This is a genomic window from Lichenicoccus roseus (genome assembly GCF_005844085.1).
In the GTDB taxonomy this organism is placed as follows: Bacteria; Pseudomonadota; Alphaproteobacteria; order Acetobacterales; family Acetobacteraceae; genus Lichenicoccus; species Lichenicoccus roseus.
This window is the reverse complement of sequence record NZ_VCDI01000003.1, coordinates 108179-124613: the sequence shown is the minus strand read 5'-3', so window position 1 is coordinate 124613 and position 16435 is coordinate 108179. Positions and strand designations below refer to the sequence as shown.

Annotated in this window: 14 protein-coding genes; 9 read left to right on the top strand and 5 right to left on the bottom strand. The window is 69.8% G+C overall.

Translation table 11 applies throughout. From position 1 onward, the window contains the following. The first annotated feature begins 213 nt into the window (after positions 1–213). Positions 214–1449 (top strand): aromatic ring-hydroxylating oxygenase subunit alpha, encoded by a 1236-nt coding sequence (locus FE263_RS09890; protein ID WP_138325843.1) that lies wholly within the window; start codon positions 214–216, stop codon positions 1447–1449. A 44-nt stretch (positions 1450–1493) separates the two neighbouring features. Next, positions 1494–2579: a bifunctional GNAT family N-acetyltransferase/(deoxy)nucleoside triphosphate pyrophosphohydrolase gene (locus FE263_RS22805; protein WP_408886188.1), complete on the top strand. Its 1086-nt coding sequence runs from the start codon at positions 1494–1496 to the stop codon at positions 2577–2579. A gap of 91 nt (positions 2580–2670) precedes the next feature. On the opposite strand, the gene FE263_RS09880 is transcribed toward FE263_RS22805, so the two are convergent. After that, a complete protein-coding gene (locus FE263_RS09880) occupies positions 2671–3501 on the bottom strand; it encodes a DNA polymerase III subunit epsilon (RefSeq protein ID WP_240759328.1) in 831 nt (276 codons plus the stop codon). Between the two features lie 35 nt (positions 3502–3536). On the opposite strand from FE263_RS09880, the gene FE263_RS09875 reads away from it, so the two are divergent. Next, positions 3537–4325, top strand: coding sequence for a competence/damage-inducible protein A (locus tag FE263_RS09875; RefSeq protein WP_138325842.1), 789 nt, complete (start codon positions 3537–3539; stop codon positions 4323–4325). A gap of 228 nt (positions 4326–4553) precedes the next feature. Here the strand turns inward: FE263_RS09875 and FE263_RS09870 are convergent, their stop codons facing one another. The 3 genes from FE263_RS09870 to FE263_RS09860 form a co-directional block, all read right to left on the bottom strand. Then, positions 4554–5510 carry an acetyl-CoA carboxylase carboxyltransferase subunit alpha gene (locus FE263_RS09870; RefSeq protein WP_138325841.1) on the bottom strand — a complete coding sequence of 319 codons (957 nt, stop codon included), beginning with the start codon at positions 5508–5510 and terminating at the stop codon, positions 4554–4556. Between the two features lie 124 nt (positions 5511–5634). Further along, complete coding sequence (locus FE263_RS09865; RefSeq protein ID WP_276611181.1) at positions 5635–6537, bottom strand: tyrosine recombinase; 903 nt, start codon at positions 6535–6537, stop codon at positions 5635–5637. Between the two features lie 35 nt (positions 6538–6572). Then, the gene (locus FE263_RS09860; protein WP_138325840.1) at positions 6573–6797 is read right to left on the bottom strand and encodes a hypothetical protein; all 225 of its coding nucleotides are present in this window, start codon (positions 6795–6797) and stop codon (positions 6573–6575) included. Between the two features lie 35 nt (positions 6798–6832). Between FE263_RS09860 and aroB the strand changes: the two genes are divergently transcribed. The 3 genes from aroB to FE263_RS09845 all read left to right on the top strand — a co-directional run bounded on the left by aroB (position 6833) and on the right by FE263_RS09845 (position 10762). Continuing rightward, positions 6833–8659 carry a 3-dehydroquinate synthase gene (aroB, locus tag FE263_RS09855; protein WP_138325839.1) on the top strand — a complete coding sequence of 609 codons (1827 nt, stop codon included), beginning with the start codon at positions 6833–6835 and terminating at the stop codon, positions 8657–8659. Between the two features lie 312 nt (positions 8660–8971). Further along, entirely contained in the window at positions 8972–10117 is a 1146-nt protein-coding gene (locus FE263_RS09850) for an OmpA family protein (protein ID WP_138325838.1), read from the top strand. 129 nt (positions 10118–10246) lie between these two features. Further along, positions 10247–10762: a GtrA family protein gene (locus FE263_RS09845; protein ID WP_240759326.1), complete on the top strand. Its 516-nt coding sequence runs from the start codon at positions 10247–10249 to the stop codon at positions 10760–10762. A gap of 26 nt (positions 10763–10788) precedes the next feature. Here FE263_RS09845 and FE263_RS09840 read toward each other — a convergent pair whose 3' ends face one another. After that, positions 10789–11313, bottom strand: coding sequence for a nucleoside 2-deoxyribosyltransferase (locus FE263_RS09840; protein ID WP_138325837.1), 525 nt, complete (start codon positions 11311–11313; stop codon positions 10789–10791). A gap of 73 nt (positions 11314–11386) precedes the next feature. Here FE263_RS09840 and alaS point away from each other — a divergent pair, with 73 nt between their 5' ends. Genes alaS through FE263_RS09825 form a run of 3 tightly spaced genes read left to right on the top strand, consistent with a single transcriptional unit; the run spans position 11387 to position 16371 of the window. Beyond that, on the top strand, positions 11387–14080 hold the full coding sequence (alaS, locus tag FE263_RS09835) for an alanine--tRNA ligase (RefSeq protein WP_138325836.1): 2694 nt from the start codon (positions 11387–11389) through the stop codon (positions 14078–14080). Positions 14081–14088: 8 nt separating this feature from the next. Then, positions 14089–14448, top strand: a complete 360-nt coding sequence (locus FE263_RS09830) for a hypothetical protein (protein WP_138325835.1) — start codon at positions 14089–14091, stop codon at positions 14446–14448. Positions 14449–14490: 42 nt separating this feature from the next. After that, positions 14491–16371, top strand: a complete 1881-nt coding sequence (locus FE263_RS09825) for a glycoside hydrolase family 15 protein (RefSeq protein WP_138325834.1) — start codon at positions 14491–14493, stop codon at positions 16369–16371. Positions 16372–16435 lie beyond the last annotated feature (64 nt).

Below are 16435 nucleotides of genomic sequence, written 5' to 3'. Positions count from 1 at the left end.
ATGCATGCCTGACATGATTGCGGGCCGGTGATCAACGACTGATTTCTAGGCATCTTCATCATGACGGCACGATGAATGCTGCACGATCAGGCACCATGGTGATCATGCGGGATTGCAAGCCTGTTGCAATTACGATTTCGCCACGGCGCCGGGAACGACTATGGTCGCGTGCAACGCGTCGCGCGCCGCGATGCAACGAGCGATCGAGGACTGATGGACCACGCCTTTCCGACCACCGACGCGCTCCCGGACGGCGACGTGCAGACGGATCCCCAAGCCGGGCCGACATCGCCCGGGAGCGCGGGACCCGGGAGCGCGCAACCGGCCGGGCGCACCGCCCCGGCGGCTCGCGGCGTCGAGGAAAGCGGCCGCGACCTGCGTCGTGTGCGCTGCCATCCCGACCACTGGTACCCGGTGGCGTGGTCGCGCGAACTCAAGCCCGGCGGAGTGCTTGCGGTGCGCTATGCCGGCGAGCCGATCGTACTGGTGCGCCCGAAAGAAGGCCCGGTCTACGCGCTGGAGGATCGCTGCGCGCATCGCCAGGTGCCGCTGAGCAAGGGCACGGTGGAAGGCCAGTCGGTGCGATGCTGCTACCATGGCTGGGCCTATGGCCGATCGGGCGCCTGCGTGGACGTGCCCTACATCGGCAAGGACAAGCTGCCGAACGGCGTACGCTCCTATCCGTGCCAGGAAGTCGGCGGGCTGATCATGGTGTTCCCGGGCAAGGCGTCGCTGGCCGCCGGCACGCCGGTCCCGGCCTTCGGCTCCTCCGCCGACCCGGCCTACAAGACACGCCGCTTCGGCCGGGTGGTCGGCTGCCACTACAGCTTCATGCACGAGAACCTGATGGACATGAACCACCAGTTCATGCACGCCAAGCAGATGGGTCAGATGCGCCCGCGCTTCCTGGGCCAGGACCGCGGCGAGGACTGGATCGAGGCGCGCTACAGCTTCGCGCGCACCGGCGGCAAGCAGCCGCTCGGCGAGGCGCTGATCTTCGGGGAGCGCCGCGGCACCGAAACGAAGCATGCCGACCGCGACGTCATGACCATACGCACCGAATATCCGTACCAGACGCTGCGCATCCGCACCAAGGACGAGGCGCCTGTGATGGATCTTTGGATCGCCTATACGCCGCAGGACGAGGAGCAGCGCAGCAACCGCACCTTCGGGCTGCTGTCGGTGAGGAAGCCGAAGATCCCCGGCATCCTGCAGGCGGCCTGGCCGCTGCTGGTGATGTTCACCGAGCGGATCTTCCAGGAGGACCGCGACATCGTCGAGATGGAGCAGGCAGCGCACGACGCTCAGGGCTGCGATCGCAACCAGGAGGTGTTCCCGGTGATACGCAACCTGCGCGGCCTGCTGGCGGCACGCGGCATCGTTGCGGATGACATCGCGTCCGATGCGACGCCGTGCCCGGTTGCCAGGCAGGTCGCCGGGGCTGCGTGATCGAGGGCCGCGTGATCGAAACGGCGCCACCTCCGGCGCGGCCCGTGCCGCGTGCGGCGACGGCGCCGATCGTCACCACGCGCTTCATCCTGCGCTCGCCGTGTCCGCAGGATGCCGAGGCGATCCACCGGCTGGTCAATGACTGGGGCGTGGTGCGCATGCTGCCGCGCCTGCCGTTCCCGTACCCGCGCCGCCTGACCGACGACTGGATCGCCTCCACCGCCGAACAGGCGACAGCCGGCACCGCCCACCACTACGCCATCATCCGCTCGGAGCCAGGTCCCGAAACCCGGGTCCAGGAGCAGCCGGATCCGGAGGGGCAGCCGGGCGAGTTGCTCGGCTGCATCGGGCTGCGCCTCGACGGCACCACACGCAGCGGCAATCTCGGCTACTGGATCGGCCGGCGGTACTGGGGCGACGGCGTCGCCACCGAGGCTGCCGGGCGCATCGCGCGGTGGGCGCTCGCCAACCTCGACATCGACCGGCTGGTGGCGCAGGTGGCGACCGACAATCCCGGCTCCGCGGCGGTGCTCCGCCGCATCGGTTTCCGCGAGACCGGAACCGGTCAGCAGGAGTTCCTCGCCCGCGGCGGCAGCCACCCGGTGCTGCAGTTCGAGGCGACCCACGCCGACCTCATCGCCGATCCCGGCCTGCAGGCCCGGCCGCGTCCGGTCCGCGAGGGAAAGCCGGCACCGGCGGCGCAATCCACCGCCCCGCGGCTGATGCTGGTCGCGGCCTGTGCGCTGATCGACGGCGACGGACGCATCCTGCTGGCACGCCGCCCCGAGGGGCGCTCGATGGCCGGGCTATGGGAGTTCCCGGGCGGCAAGATCGAAGCCGGCGAGACCCCGGAGCAGGCGCTGATCCGCGAACTGCAGGAGGAACTCGGGATCGACGTGTCGCGGACCTGCCTGGCGCCCTTCACCTTCGCCTCGCACACCATTGCCGCCACCGCGACCGCCGCCGCCGTGCACCTGCTGATGCCGCTCTATCTCTGCCGGCGCTGGACCGGCATTCCGCAGCCACGCGAGGGCCAGGGCCTGGCCTGGGTGCGACCGGACAAGCTTGGCGACTACCCGATGCCGGAGGCCGACAAGCCGCTGGTGCCGATGCTCAGGGACCTCCTGTAGGCCCTACCGGCAGGCGAGCCGGAAGGCCTCGTCGATGCATGAGCCGCTCGCCCGGCACCCGCCCCCCCCCCCGCCGCCGGACCGACGAAGGCTACGGCTGCCGATCGAGGCCGAGCGCCATCTGCGGCGTCGCGACCTCGCCGGACATGCTTGCTTCGGGCATGCCTGCGCGACGGGCGAGCTCGGTGCGGGCGGTGAACGCCATGTCGGCATTGCCGTCGCCGGCGGCGATGCGCTCGAGCACCTCGTGGTCGAGGTCGCGCCAGTTCCGGTAGCGATACGGACCATAGGGGACGCGCGCCAGCAGGGCGGGCTCCGCCGACCAGGCCAGCAGCTGCTCCACCGTCGCCACCGCCAGCATGTCGCGCAGATGGTGCGCCGTGACATAGGCGTCCGGGCCGGCCCGGTGCGCAGGCAGCCCGAGCGCGCGATCCAGACCCTCCGGACGCCGCCAGTAGCGCAGGCCCTGGTTGGAGTGGCCCGGCGCCTGCGGCCAGATACGCAGCGCGCACTTGTAGGTGCAGATCCAGCGCGCGTTGCCGGAGACCGCCGGCACGCACCAGCGCTGCTCGAATGCCGAGCGGTGCGCCGCCAGCGCGATCGGCCTCGGCTCCGAGGTGCCGCCGCCGCGCAGGACGCCGGGTGCCACCTGTAGCCAGGGCGGTGCACCGGCCACATCCTCGTCGATCAGGTGGTGGATCGCCGAGGTGGCTGGCGAGATCGGATTGCCCGGCCGCACCAGCAGCGCCTGCGGATCGCCCTGCAGGCGCCAGCCGGACTTCGTCTCGACAAGGTCCTGCCAGCCGATCTCCACCACCCCGCCGTCGGTGAAGCTGTTGCCGGTGGTCTCCAGGTCGATGACCCGGAGCAGCCGTCCGTCGGGAGCAAGGTCGGGGGTATGGATCGCCGTCATCGGGCCCATGTAGGCATGCATCCACCCTTTATCGAGCGAACCGCATGAACCCCACCGCCTGCATCCTGGTGATCGGCAACGAGATCCTGTCCGGCCGCACCCAGGACGCCAACGTCCAGTTCCTCGCCCGCCGCCTCGGACAGCTCGGCATAAGCCTGCGCGAGGTGCGGGTGATCCCGGACGTCAGCGAGACCATCGTGGGAACCATCGTCGAGCTGCGCGCCCGGTACGACCACCTGCTGACCACCGGCGGCATCGGCCCGACCCATGACGACATCACCAGCGCCTGCGTCGCCGAGGCATTCGGGGTGCCGTGGGAAATCCATCCGGACTCGTTCGCGAAGCTCGAGGCCTACATGGCGCCGGGCAGCTTCAATGCGGCCCGCCAGCGCATGGCGATGCTGCCACGCGGTGCCACGCCGATCGACAACCCGGTCTCGGTGGCGCCGGGCTACAGCATCGGCAACGTGCATGTGATGGCCGGGGTGCCGCGCATCATGCGGGCGATGTTCGAGAACCTGGCACCGTCGCTGGCCGGTGGCCGTCCGGTGGTGTCGCTGGCCTGGCACGCGGACGGCATGCTGGAGGGCGCCATCGCCGAGGGCCTGGAAGCGATCCAGCGCCGCATGCCGGCGGTCGAGATCGGCAGCTACCCGTACGAGCGCCCGGATCGTCGCGGCGTCAGCCTGGTCAGCAAGGGCATCGACGCGGACGCCGTTGCCGAGGCAGGCGTTGCGGTCCGGGCGCTGATCGCGGAGCTTGGCTACACCCCGGTCCAAGGCGAGCCGCCATCGGCGCAGCCAGGCGCCGCGGCAGGCACCGCCGGCTCTTAAGGGTCGGTTAGGGAAGGCCCACCTACAACTTTGCGGAGAAGACACACGCGACGCCCGGGGCGCCCGCCTCAGGCCGGCTGAACAGGACAATGTCCATGTGGGCGACTGCCGGTCACGGGCGCTTCTCGATCGGCAGGAAGATCGCCGCGGCGGTCGCGATCCTGCTGCTGGCATTGATCGCGCTTGACCACGTTCGTGGCCGAGGTGCGGGCGGCCTGAGCAGGCGCCTCAGACAGCCGGTTCGCGGCTCATCGCAAGGTATTTCTCGCGTCTCTGCGCGCGCAGGGCAGCCGGATCCAGCGCCAGCAGGCCAGGCAGCGCCGTGGCGATGGCGCGCCCCACCGCCTGGATGGTGACCACGGGATCGCGATGCGCGCCGCCGACGGGCTCGGGGATGATCTCGTCGATCAGCCGGAAATTCCTGAGGTCGGTCGCCGTCAGCTTCATCGCCTCGGCGGCGGCGGCGGCCTGGGTGGTGTCACGCCACAGGATCGAGGCGCAGCCTTCCGGCGAGATCACCGAATAGATCGAATGCTCCAGCATGAACACGCGGTCGCCGGCGCCGAGCGCGATGGCGCCGCCGGAGCCGCCCTCGCCGATCACCGTCACCAGGATCGGCACCGGCGCGCTGAGGAAGGCGTCGGTCGAGCGCGCGATCGCCTCGGCCTGGCCGCGTGCCTCCGCCTCGATGCCGGGAAACGCGCCGGCGGTATCGACGAAGGACAGGATCGGAAGTGCGAAGCGGCTGGCCAGCTCCACCAGGCGTCGCACCTTGCGGTAGCCCTCGGGCCGCGCCATGCCGAAGTTATGCTTCAGCCTGGTGTCGAGATCGTCGCCGCGCTCGGTGCCGACCACCACGACCGGGCGATTCTCGAAGCGTCCGAGGCCACCGACGACCGCATTGTCCTCGGCGAAGCTGCGGTCGCCGGCGAGCGGCGTGTATTCGGTGACCAGGGTGCGGATGTAGTCGAGCGTGTGCGGCCGCTGCGCGTGGCGCGCGACCTGGACCTTCTGCCAGGGCGTCAGCTTGGCGTAGGTGGCGCGCAGCTGGCGGTCTGCCTTTTCGGTCAGCCGCGCCACCTCCTCGGAGATGTTGATGCCGTCGGTCTCCGACATCCTGCGAAGCTCGTCGATCTTGTCCTCGAGCTCGGCGACCGGTTTTTCGAAATCAAGGAACTGGCGCATGCGGGTGCCTCTAGCACAGTTCCCGGTTGTGCCAATCCCCTGCCCGGACGCGCATCCCGGCACCGATCCTGCGCGTCTGCCGCGGCTGCGTGAGCAGACGGATCAACCCTGCGAACCGCTTGCGTCAGCCCGCTCCGCCATCCGCAAGCGGGTGGTGGGCCTCGACGAGTCGGGCCAGACGCTCCGCCTGCACATGGGTGTAGATCTGCGTGGTGGCGATGTCGGCGTGACCGAGCAGGGTCTGCAAGGCGCGCAGGTCGGCGCCGTGCGCCAGCATGTGGCTGGCGAAGGAGTGCCGCAGCACGTGCGGCGACAGCCGCGCCGCGGGAATGCCGGCGCACCGGCCAGCCTCAGCCAGGATCAGGTCGAAACCCTGGCGGCTCAATGGCCGGCGTGGATCGCGACCGGCGAACAGCCACGGCGAGGCCGGCGCGGCGCGGTCCCGCAGCATGGCGTCGGCCGCCTCGCGCGCTTCGTCCGATAGCGGCACCACACGCTCGCGGCCGCCCTTGCCACGCACCAGCAGCATCGGCGCGGTGCCGGAAAGCGCCTCGCGCCGCAGCGCCAGCAACTCGGAGATGCGCAGTCCGGTGGCGTACAGGATCTCGATCGCCGCCCGCGCCACCGCCTGGCGCTGCGGCGCCATCGGGCCCCCCTCGGCGCAGGCGGCCAGCAGCGCATCGACCTCGGCTTCCGACAGGTGGCGCGGCAGCGCCGGAGCCTGGCGCGGCGCATCCAGCAGCAGGCAGGGATCGTCGGTCCGCACGCCCTCGCGCAGGAGGTGCAGGAAGAACTGGCGCAGGCAGGACAACCGGCGGCAGGCGGTGCGCGCGGACAGCCCGCGACGCCCCAGCCCGGCCATGTAGTCACGCACCGTTGCAGTGCAGGCCGCGGCCGGCCGCTCGCCGGCAGCCTGCGCATGCGTGGCGAAATCGGCCAGATCGGCGCCGTAGGCCTTCAGCGTGTTGGCACTGGCGCCGCGCTCGGCCACCAGCATCTCGAGGAAGCCCTCCAGGTGGCGGTCCACGCCGGGCTCTTCCTGCAGAAGACGGCCGCGCCTGCTCAGCTGCCGCCGAAGCGGTCGTTCGGCAGCAGGACGTGCATCTGCTGGACCTGCGGCCTTGGCGGCTTGGCACCGAGATAGATGAACCCGCCGGCCAGCGCGACCACGCCGAGCACCAGCACGGCGAGGAAGAACTTGATCATCTGCAACGCCCTCGATCCTGCCGTCCGGTCGCCGTGCGGCCAGCCGGCCAGCGCGACCGGATGCGCAGCCCGCGGGCTCATGACGACGTCGCAGCGTCTATGCTAGCTTCACGACGATGTCACGCGACACGGCAGCCGCCAACATCCCGCTCGAGGCCAGCCTGGACGAACCGCTCGCGGTGCGGCGGGCTGTCACGGATGCGGCCGCCCTGGCCGCCACCATGCGGGCCGCCACGACGCGGGCCGCTCTGGCCGGCCGCTCGGTAGTGCTGGTCGGCCTGATGGGGGCCGGCAAGACCACGATCGGAAAGCGGCTGGCGACGAAGCTGCAGCTGCCGTTCCACGACGCCGACGCCGAGATCGAGCGCGCCGCCGGCTGCAGCATCGCCGAGATGTTCGAGCGCTGGGGCGAGACGGCGTTCCGTGCCGGCGAACGTCGCGTCATACGCCGCCTGCTGGAAGGCGGTCCGATGGTGCTGGCGACCGGCGGCGGTGCCTACATGGACCCGCTTACACGGGCCCTGATACGCACACGCGCCGTCAGTGTCTGGCTGCGCTGCCCGCTCGAGGTGCTGGCGCAGCGAGTCGCGGGCCGGCATCATCGCCCGCTGCTGGCCGGCCGCGATGCGCGGGAGGTCCTGCGGGAGCTGATGGCGATCCGGCATCCAACCTATGAGAAGGCCGACCTGGTGATCGACTGCGACAACGACACCTCGGAGGAGACCACCCGCGCAGTGCTCGGCGCCCTGGCTGCGCGTGCCGCCGCATCGCACGAGGCATCGTCCGAGCCGCCGGTGCCGGTGCATGTGCCGCTGCGCGCGCATCCCTACGACATCCTGGTCGGGCGTGGCGTGCTCGCGCAGGCGGGAGCCCTGTTGGCGCCGCTGCTGCCGCAGCGTCGGGGCATGATCGTGACCGACGAGACGGTCGCCGCGCTGCACCTGCCGACGCTGCAGGCAGCCCTCGCAGCCGCCGGCATCGAGTGCGGCACGGTGGTGGTGCCGCCGGGGGAAGCGACCAAGTCGCTGCGCGGCTTCGGCACGGTGACCGACGCGCTGCTGGCGGCCGGTGTCGAACGGCGTTGCAGCGTGATCGCGCTCGGCGGCGGGGTGGTCGGCGATCTCGCCGGCTTCGCGGCGGCCTCGGTACTGCGTGGCCTGCCCTTCGTGCAGATCCCGACCACGCTGCTGTCCCAGGTCGACAGCTCGGTGGGCGGCAAGACCGGCATCAACACCGTGCACGGCAAGAACCTGCTCGGCGCCTTCCACCAGCCGATCGCCGTGCTGGTCGATACCGCGGTGCTCGACACGCTGCCGCCGCGCGAGCTGCGGGCCGGCTATGCCGAGATCATCAAGGCCGGATTGATCGGCGACGCCGCGCTGTTCGAGTGGTGCCTGCACAACGGTGCCGCCATCGTCGGCGCGGATACGGCAGCCGGCATGCAAACCACCGCAGCGCTGCAAGCCGAGGCGATCCGCCGGGCCTGCCGCTTCAAGGCGGACGTGGTGGCCGACGACGAGCGCGAGACGGCGTCGAACGGCGGCCGCGCCCTGCTCAACCTGGGTCATACCTTCGCGCACGCGCTCGAAGCCGAGTTGCTGTTCGACGGCAGGCTGCTGCATGGCGAGGCGGTCGCGATCGGCCTCGGCCTTGCCCTGCGCCTCTCCGCGGAACTCGGCCATTGCAGTCCAGCGCTAGCCGGTCAGGTCGTCCAGCACCTGGAGCAGCTCGGCATGCATGCCCGCATCTCGACGCTGTCGGTCTCGCTCGGGACCGCCCTCTCGGCGGCGCGCCTGGCCGCGCACATGCAGCGCGACAAGAAGTTGCGTGACGGACGCATCGGCTTCGTGTTGCTCCGGCAGGTCGCCGACGCCTTTACCTCTCACGATGTTGACGCCGAAACGGTGCAGCGATTGCTGGTCGACGAAGGTTGCATCACGTAATCCGGAGCTTCGGCTTCATGATATCCTGTCACAAGAATGCAACAGCGGTGGCTGTCGAAGCCAACTGTCCGCATTTCGTCGCGGTGCACAAATTCGACGTTTGTCAGTCCAGCGCTGAGGCCTTCCGAATTACGTGACGGTACCGGAATTGATTGTGCTTTTGATGCCACGGTCGCTGCGGTAATGGCCCTCTAACGTTCAGACAGGCTCCGCAGCAGCAACCAGAGGTTCTATATCGGGCTTAGGCATCCCACTGAGGCTGCGCCGCCTATGGTTGGTGGCTGCCGCACGGGTGATTAAGAGGACGGAACAATGCGTCTGCGCACGGCGTTACTTGCAACTACACTCCTGGCGGCCGCTCCGGTTGCCGCGATGGCGCAGCCCGTCGCTGGGCCCTATGTCAGCCTCGGCGCTGGCTACAACCTTCAGCAGACCCGGGGCGTGCACTACTCGCCCACCACCGAGGCGGACGGCACCGAAGGACTGGGCGGCAGCAAGTCCAGCATCCGCTTCGGCGACGGCTTCACCGGTGACGGCGCGGTCGGCTTTGGCTTCGGAAACGGGCTGCGGACCGAAATCCAGGGCGCCTACCTTTACAACAACGTCAACCACCGTGGCGGCACGCCGGTCGCCGGCGACACCAGCGGCCGCGACGAGAAGTACGGCGCGTTCGTGAACGTGCTGTATGACCTCGACCTCGCGCAGTTCGGCCTCGCCCTGCCCGTGACCCCGTATGTCGGCATCGGCGCCGGCTATCTCTGGGAGCACCAGGGTCCGCTCAGCACCACCTACGTCGTGAGCAGCGAGGACCGCACCGGCGGGACCCAGGGCAGCTTCGCCTACCAGGGCATCATCGGCGCCGCCTACAACATCGAAGCCGTCCCCGGCCTCGCGGTGACCGGCGAGTACCGCTTCGTCGGCACCACCCCGCAGACCACCGGCAGCGCGTTCTCCTCGACCGCGTACAACCCGACCGGGATCCACAAGGGCAACGCCGACTTCAACGACAGCTTCAACCACGAATTCCTGGTTGGCCTGCGTTATGCCTTCGACACCGCCCCGCCGCCGCCGCCGCCCGCTCCGGTCGCCCCGGCTCCGGCGCCCGCACCGGCCCGCACCTACCTGGTGTTCTTCGACTGGGACAAGTCGGCCCTCACCGGCCGGGCCCGCGAGATCATCGCCGAGGCGGCGCAGGCTTCGACCCGCGTGCAGACCACCCGCATCGAGGTCAACGGCTACACCGACAACTCGTCGATCCACGGCGGCGAGCGCGGCGCTCGTTACAACGAGGGCCTTTCGATCCGTCGCGCCGACAGCGTGAAGGCAGAACTGGTTCGTGACGGCGTGCCGGCAACCGCGATCGACATCCACGGCTATGGCGAGAGCCACCCGCTGGTGCCGACCGGCCCGAACACCCGCGAGCCGCAGAACCGTCGCGTCGAGATCATCCTGCACTGATCTCGTTCGAACACACGCGACACGTTACGGAAGGGGCACCGAGAGGTGCCCCTTTTCGTTACTGGAAGTTAACGGCTTCCGTGTTCTACATTGCTATCCCGGCGCACCCGCGCGGAGGCCCACAGCCGCATGATTGACCAAGATGTCATCTCCGAAACCATGACGGCCGACCCTCGCGACAGCCGTGTGATGGGTGTCCTCGACAGCGTGCTGGACCGGCTGCCGCAGACCGGTCCGCTGGCGCTGACCCCGGCCCGCCGCACCCTGATCATGCAGTTCATGCGCTTCGGCGTGGTCGGCGTGCTCGGCTTCCTGTGCGACGCGACCACCGTCTATGCCATGCGGCACGTCATCGGGCAGGCGGGCGCGCTGATCCTCGCCTACTTCGTGGCAGCGTCGATGAACTTCGTGATCAACCGGCTGTGGACGTTCCGCGGCGTCGGCGCCGGGGACAACCTGCTGCGCCAGTGGGGCATCTTCCTCGCCGCCAACTCGCTCGGCTTCCTGCTCAACCGCGGCACCGCGCTGACGCTGACCTACACCGTGCCGTTCATCAACCAGCACGTGGTGCTGGCGCTTGTCGCCGGCACCCTGGCCGGCATGTTTTCCAATTTCACCCTGTCCCGCCGCCTGGTCTTTCGCTGAACGCCTGCCCGCAGCGGCAGGCAGCTTCAACGGGAAAGCGATCCGACGCATTCCCGGAAGCCGTCCAGGCCCGGGCCGGTGAAGATCCTGCCGCCTGAGAAGGCGATGCCGCAGGTGATCATGAGATTGTCCGCGAGGCCGAACTCCTCGATCTCGAGGCCGTCCCTGTCGCGCAGGCGGCCATCCTCGTCGCGGGCCGCGGCGGGATCGGCGATGCGGCAGCGGTCGGCGTAGGACACCGTGCTCTCGCTCCAGCCGAACACCGTCAGGCCGAGCGCGCGGGCAAAACCGATCTCGTAGACGGTTCCCGCATCGGAACCGGGGCCGCGGAACGGGGTCAGGTTGGCGATCACCGCGCCACAGCTCCGGATGTGGGCCTCGTTGCCGCGCGCGATCCGCTCGGCGAGGCTCCCCTCGCCCGCTGCCGGTGCAGGATCGAGCGGAAACACGCCCTCGAGCCCGGCCCCGGCGCAGATCGCCTTGAGCACCTCGCCCCGGCGTTCTGGCCGCGCCACGAAGACGTCCGGTCCGGCGAGATATACCCTCAGCATTCGGCGCCTGCTCCCATCCCTGCCACCCGGGCCCAACCTTCCCTGACTACGGTGGCTGCGCTAGAGCAGGACCATGCAGAGCAGCAACGACATCCGCGCCGCCTTCCTCGACTACTTCGCCGCTCACGGCCATCGGGTGGTGCCGTCCTCGTCGCTGGTGCCGCGCAACGATCCCACCCTGCTGTTCACCAATGCCGGCATGGTGCAGTTCAAGAACGTCTTCACCGGGCAGGAAAGCCGTCCCTACAGCCGCGCGACGACCGCGCAGAAGGTGGTGCGCGCCGGCGGCAAGCATAACGACCTCGACAATGTCGGCTACACCGCCCGGCACCACACCTTCTTCGAGATGCTCGGCAACTTCTCGTTCGGCGACTATTTCAAGCCGCTCGCCATCGAGCTCGCCTGGAACCTGGTGACGCGCGAGTTCGGCCTGCCGGCGGACCGGCTGCTGGCCACGGTCTACGCCGAGGACGACGAGGCCGCCGCACTCTGGAAGAGCATTGCCGGCCTGCCGGACAGCCGCATCATACGCATCCCGACCGCCGACAATTTCTGGCGCATGGGCGATACCGGCCCCTGCGGCCCGTGTTCCGAGATCTTCTATGACCATGGCGAGGACGTCCCGGGCGGCCCGCCCGGCTCCCCCGACGAGGATGGCGACCGCTTCGTCGAGATCTGGAACCTGGTCTTCATGCAGTATTTCGAGGATCCGCCGGGCACCCGCACGCCGCTGCCGCGCCCCTCGATCGATACCGGCATGGGCCTCGAGCGGGTCGCCGCCATCCTGCAGGGCCATCGCGACAACTACGACACCGACACGCTGCGCGCCCTCATCCTGGCGTCGGCCGAGGCCACCGGCCAGGCGCCGGACGGGCCGTTCCGCACCAGCCACCGCGTCGTCGCCGATCATCTGCGCTCGTCCTCGTTCCTGATCGCCGACGGCGTGCTGCCGGCCAAGGACGGGCGCGGCTACGTTCTGCGCCGGATCATGCGCCGCGCCATGCGACACCTGCACATGATGGGCACCACCGGTCCGGTGTTCGACCGCCTGGTGCCGGCACTGGTGCGGCAGATGGGCGCTGCCTACCCGGAACTGGGCCGTGCGGAAGCGCTGATACGAGAGACCATGCGGCTGGAAGAGGATCGCTTCAAGGCGATGCTGGAGCGCGGTCTGGCGTTGCTGGCCGACGAGACCGGCCGGCTGCCCGACGCGATGCCGCTGCCGGGCGAGGTCGCCTTCAAGCTGTACGACACCTTCGGCTTCCCGCTCGACCTCACCCAGGACGCGCTGCGCGAGCGCGGGCGGAGCGTCGACCTGGACGGCTTCGAGACCGCGATGTCGGCGCAGCGCAAGCGCGCCCGCGCCGCCTGGTCCGGCTCCGGCGAGGCCGCCACCGAGCAGGTCTGGTTCGAGCTGCGCGAACGCCTCGGCACCAGCGAGTTCCTCGGCTACGACACCGAGCAGGCGGATGCCACCATCGCCGGACTGGTGGTGGACGGCGCCGAGCGCGCCAGCGCCGGACCGGGCGAGGGTGTCGCCCTGCTGCTCAACCAGACCCCGTTCTATGCCGAGAGCGGCGGCCAGGTCGGCGATACCGGCCGCATCACCGGGCTCGCCACGCACCCCGGCCAGGATGCGCTGGTGATCGAGGTCACCGACACCCAGAAGAAGCTGGGCGACCTGGTGGTGCAGATCGGGCGGATCGTGTCCGGTGAGGCACGCCCCGGCCTTGCGGTCACCGCCACCGTCGAGCATGGGCGTCGCGGTGCGATCCGGGCGCACCACTCCGCCACCCATTTGCTGCACGAGGCGCTGCGCCGCCGGCTCGGCACCCATGTCACCCAGAAGGGCAGCCTGAATGCGCCGGACCGGCTGCGCTTCGATGTCAGCCAGCCGCGCCCGATCGAGGCCGCGGAACTGGCCGAGGTCGAAGCCGAGGTGAACCGGCGCATACGCGAGAACAGTGAGGTGCGCACCCGCCTGATGACCCCGGACCAGGCGGTCGCGGAAGGCGCGATGGCGCTGTTCGGCGAGAAGTACGGCGACGAGGTGCGCGTGGTGTCGATGGGCGATCCGGTGGCCGGCGAGGCCCGCACCGCCTACTCGCTTGAGTTGTGCGGCGGCACCCATGTCGCCCGCACCGGCGATATCGGCCTGTTCCGGATCACCTCGGAGAGCGGCGTGTCCGCGGGCGTGCGGCGTATCGAGGCGGTGGCGGGGCTCGCGGCCGAGCAGTCGATGCTGCTCGCCGAGCAGCGCCTGCAGCAGGCGGCGGCGTTGCTGCGCGTCAGTCCGTCCGAACTGCCCGAGCGGATCGCCACCCTGCTCGAGGAGCGACGCAGCGCCGAGCGCCAGCTTGCCGACCTGCAGCGCAAGGTGGCGCTGGGAACGGCGGGCGGCGGCGAGGCTGCGACCGCGACCGAAAATATCGGTGGCATCGCGTTTGCCGCCCGCAATCTCGGCGAGGTGCCGGCGCGCGACCTCAAGGGGCTGGCCGAGGCGATCGTGCAGCAGATCGGCTCCGGCGTGGTGGCGCTGCTGTCGGGCGCCGACGGCCGTGCCAGCATCGTCGTCGCTGCCTCCGCCGATCTTGCCGGGCGCGTCGACGCGGTGGCGCTGGTGCGGGCCGCGTCGGTCGTTCTCGGCGGCAAGGGCGGTGGCGGCCGGCCGGACATGGCGCAGGCGGGCGGGCCCGACGCGAGCCGGGCAGAGGATGCCTTTGCCGCCATCCGGACACAGCTCGCAGCCGCCAGTTCCGCCTCGTGAGCCGGTCGATGCGCCGGATCATGGCAGCCGGCGTGGTCGCCTCGGTGGCCTGTGGCGCCGGCGCGCACGCCCAGACGGCGTCCACGCCCCGGCAGCAGGCGCGCCATCCCAAGGCTCCTGCCGCAGCGGCGCCGGCAACCCCTGCGCCTCCGGCAGAGAACCTGGTCGTGCATGGCGCCCGGCGCTACCAGAGCGCCCCGGTGCCGAACCAGTCGATCCACGATCCTGCCGAGGCGCTGCGCGACCCCGCCACCGGAGCGCCGATCGGCCGCTTCGGCCACGCCTACATGGACGCCAATCCGGTGCCGCCGATCAACCCGGAACTGAACGGCAACCAGAGCCCGGTCTCGGTCGGGGTGCAGCGCTGAGGCTGCGGCGCAACTGCGGGAGGCTTTGCCAGTTCCTGCGGGATGCAAACCAGCGACGCCAGGGCAGCGGCCGATGAGCCGACCGAACCGCCTGCCTACAACGCGATCAGCGACTACGGCCTGATCGGCGACACCCACAGCACCGCGCTGATCGATCGCAACGGGTCGATCGACTGGCTGTGCTGGCCACGCCATGACAGCCCGGCCCTGTTCCTGCGGCTGCTGGATGCCGGCAAGGGTGGGGCCTGCTGGATCGAGGTCGACAAGCTCGTCTCGGTCTCCCGCCGCTACGTGCCGGAAACCAATATCCTCGAGACGCGGTTCGTCAGCCGCACCGGCGTCGCCGTACTGACCGACCTGATGCCGGTGCATCCGCCGGAGACGATGCCGGAGGAGGGCCCGGACGGCGAGACCGAGAGCCGGCTGATCCGGCTGCTGCGTTGCGAACAGGGCGCCGTCGCCGGCCGCTTCGTCGTGCGGCCGACCTTCGACTACGCGCGCGCCGCCTGCACGGTGTCCGCGGATGGCGAGTGCCGCACGCTGTTCCGCACCGCCAGCGAGATGCTGAGCGCGACCTCGACGCATGCGATGCGGGCGCTGGAGGATCGCGGCGTCAGCGACTGGGCGCTGCAGGAGGGTGCGCATGCCTGCCTGGTGCTGACGCATGGCGAGAACGGCGATACCCCGCCTCTCGACGGCGTGCAGGACGCGCTCGAACGCCTACGCCGCACCAGCCACTACTGGCAGCAGTGGAGCGCCGCCTGCACCTACCAGGGGCCATATCGCGAGGCGGTGCTGCGCTCGGTGCTATGCCTCAAGCTGCTGACCTATTCGCCGACCGGCGCCATCATCGCCGCACCCACCATCGGCCTGCCGGAAGCGGTGCCGGGCAACCGCAATTTCGACTACCGCTATAGCTGGCTGCGCGACGCCTCGTTCACCGTCAGCTCGTTCGTGCGCCTCGGCTACACCCGCGAGGCGGCGGAATATCTTCGCTTCCTGCGCCACGCCGACCCGACCCACGGGCGCGACCTCAAGCTGATGTACGGCATCGCCGGTCCGGTGACGCCGGAGCAGACGCTCGACCATCTCGAGGGCTGGCGCGGCGTAGGCCCGGTCAGCATCGGCAACGGCGCCGAAGGGCAGACCCAGATCGACATCTTCGGCGAGTTCCTGATGTCGCTGCACGGCTTCCTGGATGCGGTGGATTTCAATCCGCCGCAGAAAACCAACGACCATCTGCCGGAAGCGATCCAGAACCTTGCCGGCCAGGTCATCAAGCTGCGCCACGAGCCGGATCACGGCATCTGGGAGATGCCCGGCGAACCGCACCAGATCCTGCACAGCAAGGGCATGAACCGGGTGGCGCTGGAATGCGCGATCGCCATCGGGCGGCGCATCGGCAAGCCGGACGAGGCGACCCTGGCCGCCTGGCAGCGTATCGCTGACGAGATCAAGGACGAGTATCGGCGCGAGGGCTGGAACGAGGCGCGTGGTGCGTACACCATGTGGTATGGCGCCGACCAGCTTGATGCCTCGCTGCTCCGGCTGGTGCTGTACGAGGCGTTCGATGCGCACGATCCCCGCGTCGTGGCCAGCTTCCAGCGGATCTGCGCGGAGCTTGGGGATGGCGACCTGCTGTATCGCTACCGCTTCGACGATGGCCTGAAGGGCAAGGAGGCGACCTTCTCGGCCTGCTCGCTATGGCGTGTCGGCGTACTGGCGCTGATGGACCGCACCCGCGAGGCGACCGAACTGTTCGAGCGCCTGCTGGAACGCGGCAACGATCTCGGCCTGTTCGCCGAGGAGATCGACGCCACAACCGGCGAGCAGCGTGGCAATTTCCCGCAGGCGTTCACCCACATGGCGATCATCAACAACGCGGTGCGGCTGGAGAAGCAGATCGACGCGGTGGGGATCTGACGGGACCCGGTGGGCCACTGGATGCAGCCGGGGCTCACTGGAAACCTTCCAGGCGGTTCAAGTC

Excerpts from the sequence above, each read along its gene's own strand:
- FE263_RS09875 (WP_138325842.1), top strand. The coding sequence starts at position 3,537 with ATGAACCCCACCGCCTGCATCCTGGTGATCGGCAACGAGATCCTGTCC.
- FE263_RS09840 (WP_138325837.1), bottom strand. The coding sequence starts at position 11,313 with ATGCTGAGGGTATATCTCGCCGGACCGGACGTCTTCGTGGCGCGGCCA.
- FE263_RS09850 (WP_138325838.1), top strand. The coding sequence starts at position 8,972 with ATGCGTCTGCGCACGGCGTTACTTGCAACTACACTCCTGGCGGCCGCT.
- FE263_RS09880 (WP_240759328.1), bottom strand. The coding sequence starts at position 3,501 with ATGGGCCCGATGACGGCGATCCATACCCCCGACCTTGCTCCCGACGGA.
- alaS (WP_138325836.1), top strand. The coding sequence starts at position 11,387 with ATGCAGAGCAGCAACGACATCCGCGCCGCCTTCCTCGACTACTTCGCC.
- FE263_RS09845 (WP_240759326.1), top strand. The coding sequence starts at position 10,247 with ATGATTGACCAAGATGTCATCTCCGAAACCATGACGGCCGACCCTCGC.
- FE263_RS09825 (WP_138325834.1), top strand. The coding sequence starts at position 14,491 with ATGCAAACCAGCGACGCCAGGGCAGCGGCCGATGAGCCGACCGAACCG.
- FE263_RS09860 (WP_138325840.1), bottom strand. The coding sequence starts at position 6,797 with ATGAGCCCGCGGGCTGCGCATCCGGTCGCGCTGGCCGGCTGGCCGCAC.
- FE263_RS09870 (WP_138325841.1), bottom strand. The coding sequence starts at position 5,510 with ATGCGCCAGTTCCTTGATTTCGAAAAACCGGTCGCCGAGCTCGAGGAC.
- FE263_RS09830 (WP_138325835.1), top strand. The coding sequence starts at position 14,089 with ATGCGCCGGATCATGGCAGCCGGCGTGGTCGCCTCGGTGGCCTGTGGC.
- FE263_RS09890 (WP_138325843.1), top strand. The coding sequence starts at position 214 with ATGGACCACGCCTTTCCGACCACCGACGCGCTCCCGGACGGCGACGTG.
- aroB (WP_138325839.1), top strand. The coding sequence starts at position 6,833 with ATGTCACGCGACACGGCAGCCGCCAACATCCCGCTCGAGGCCAGCCTG.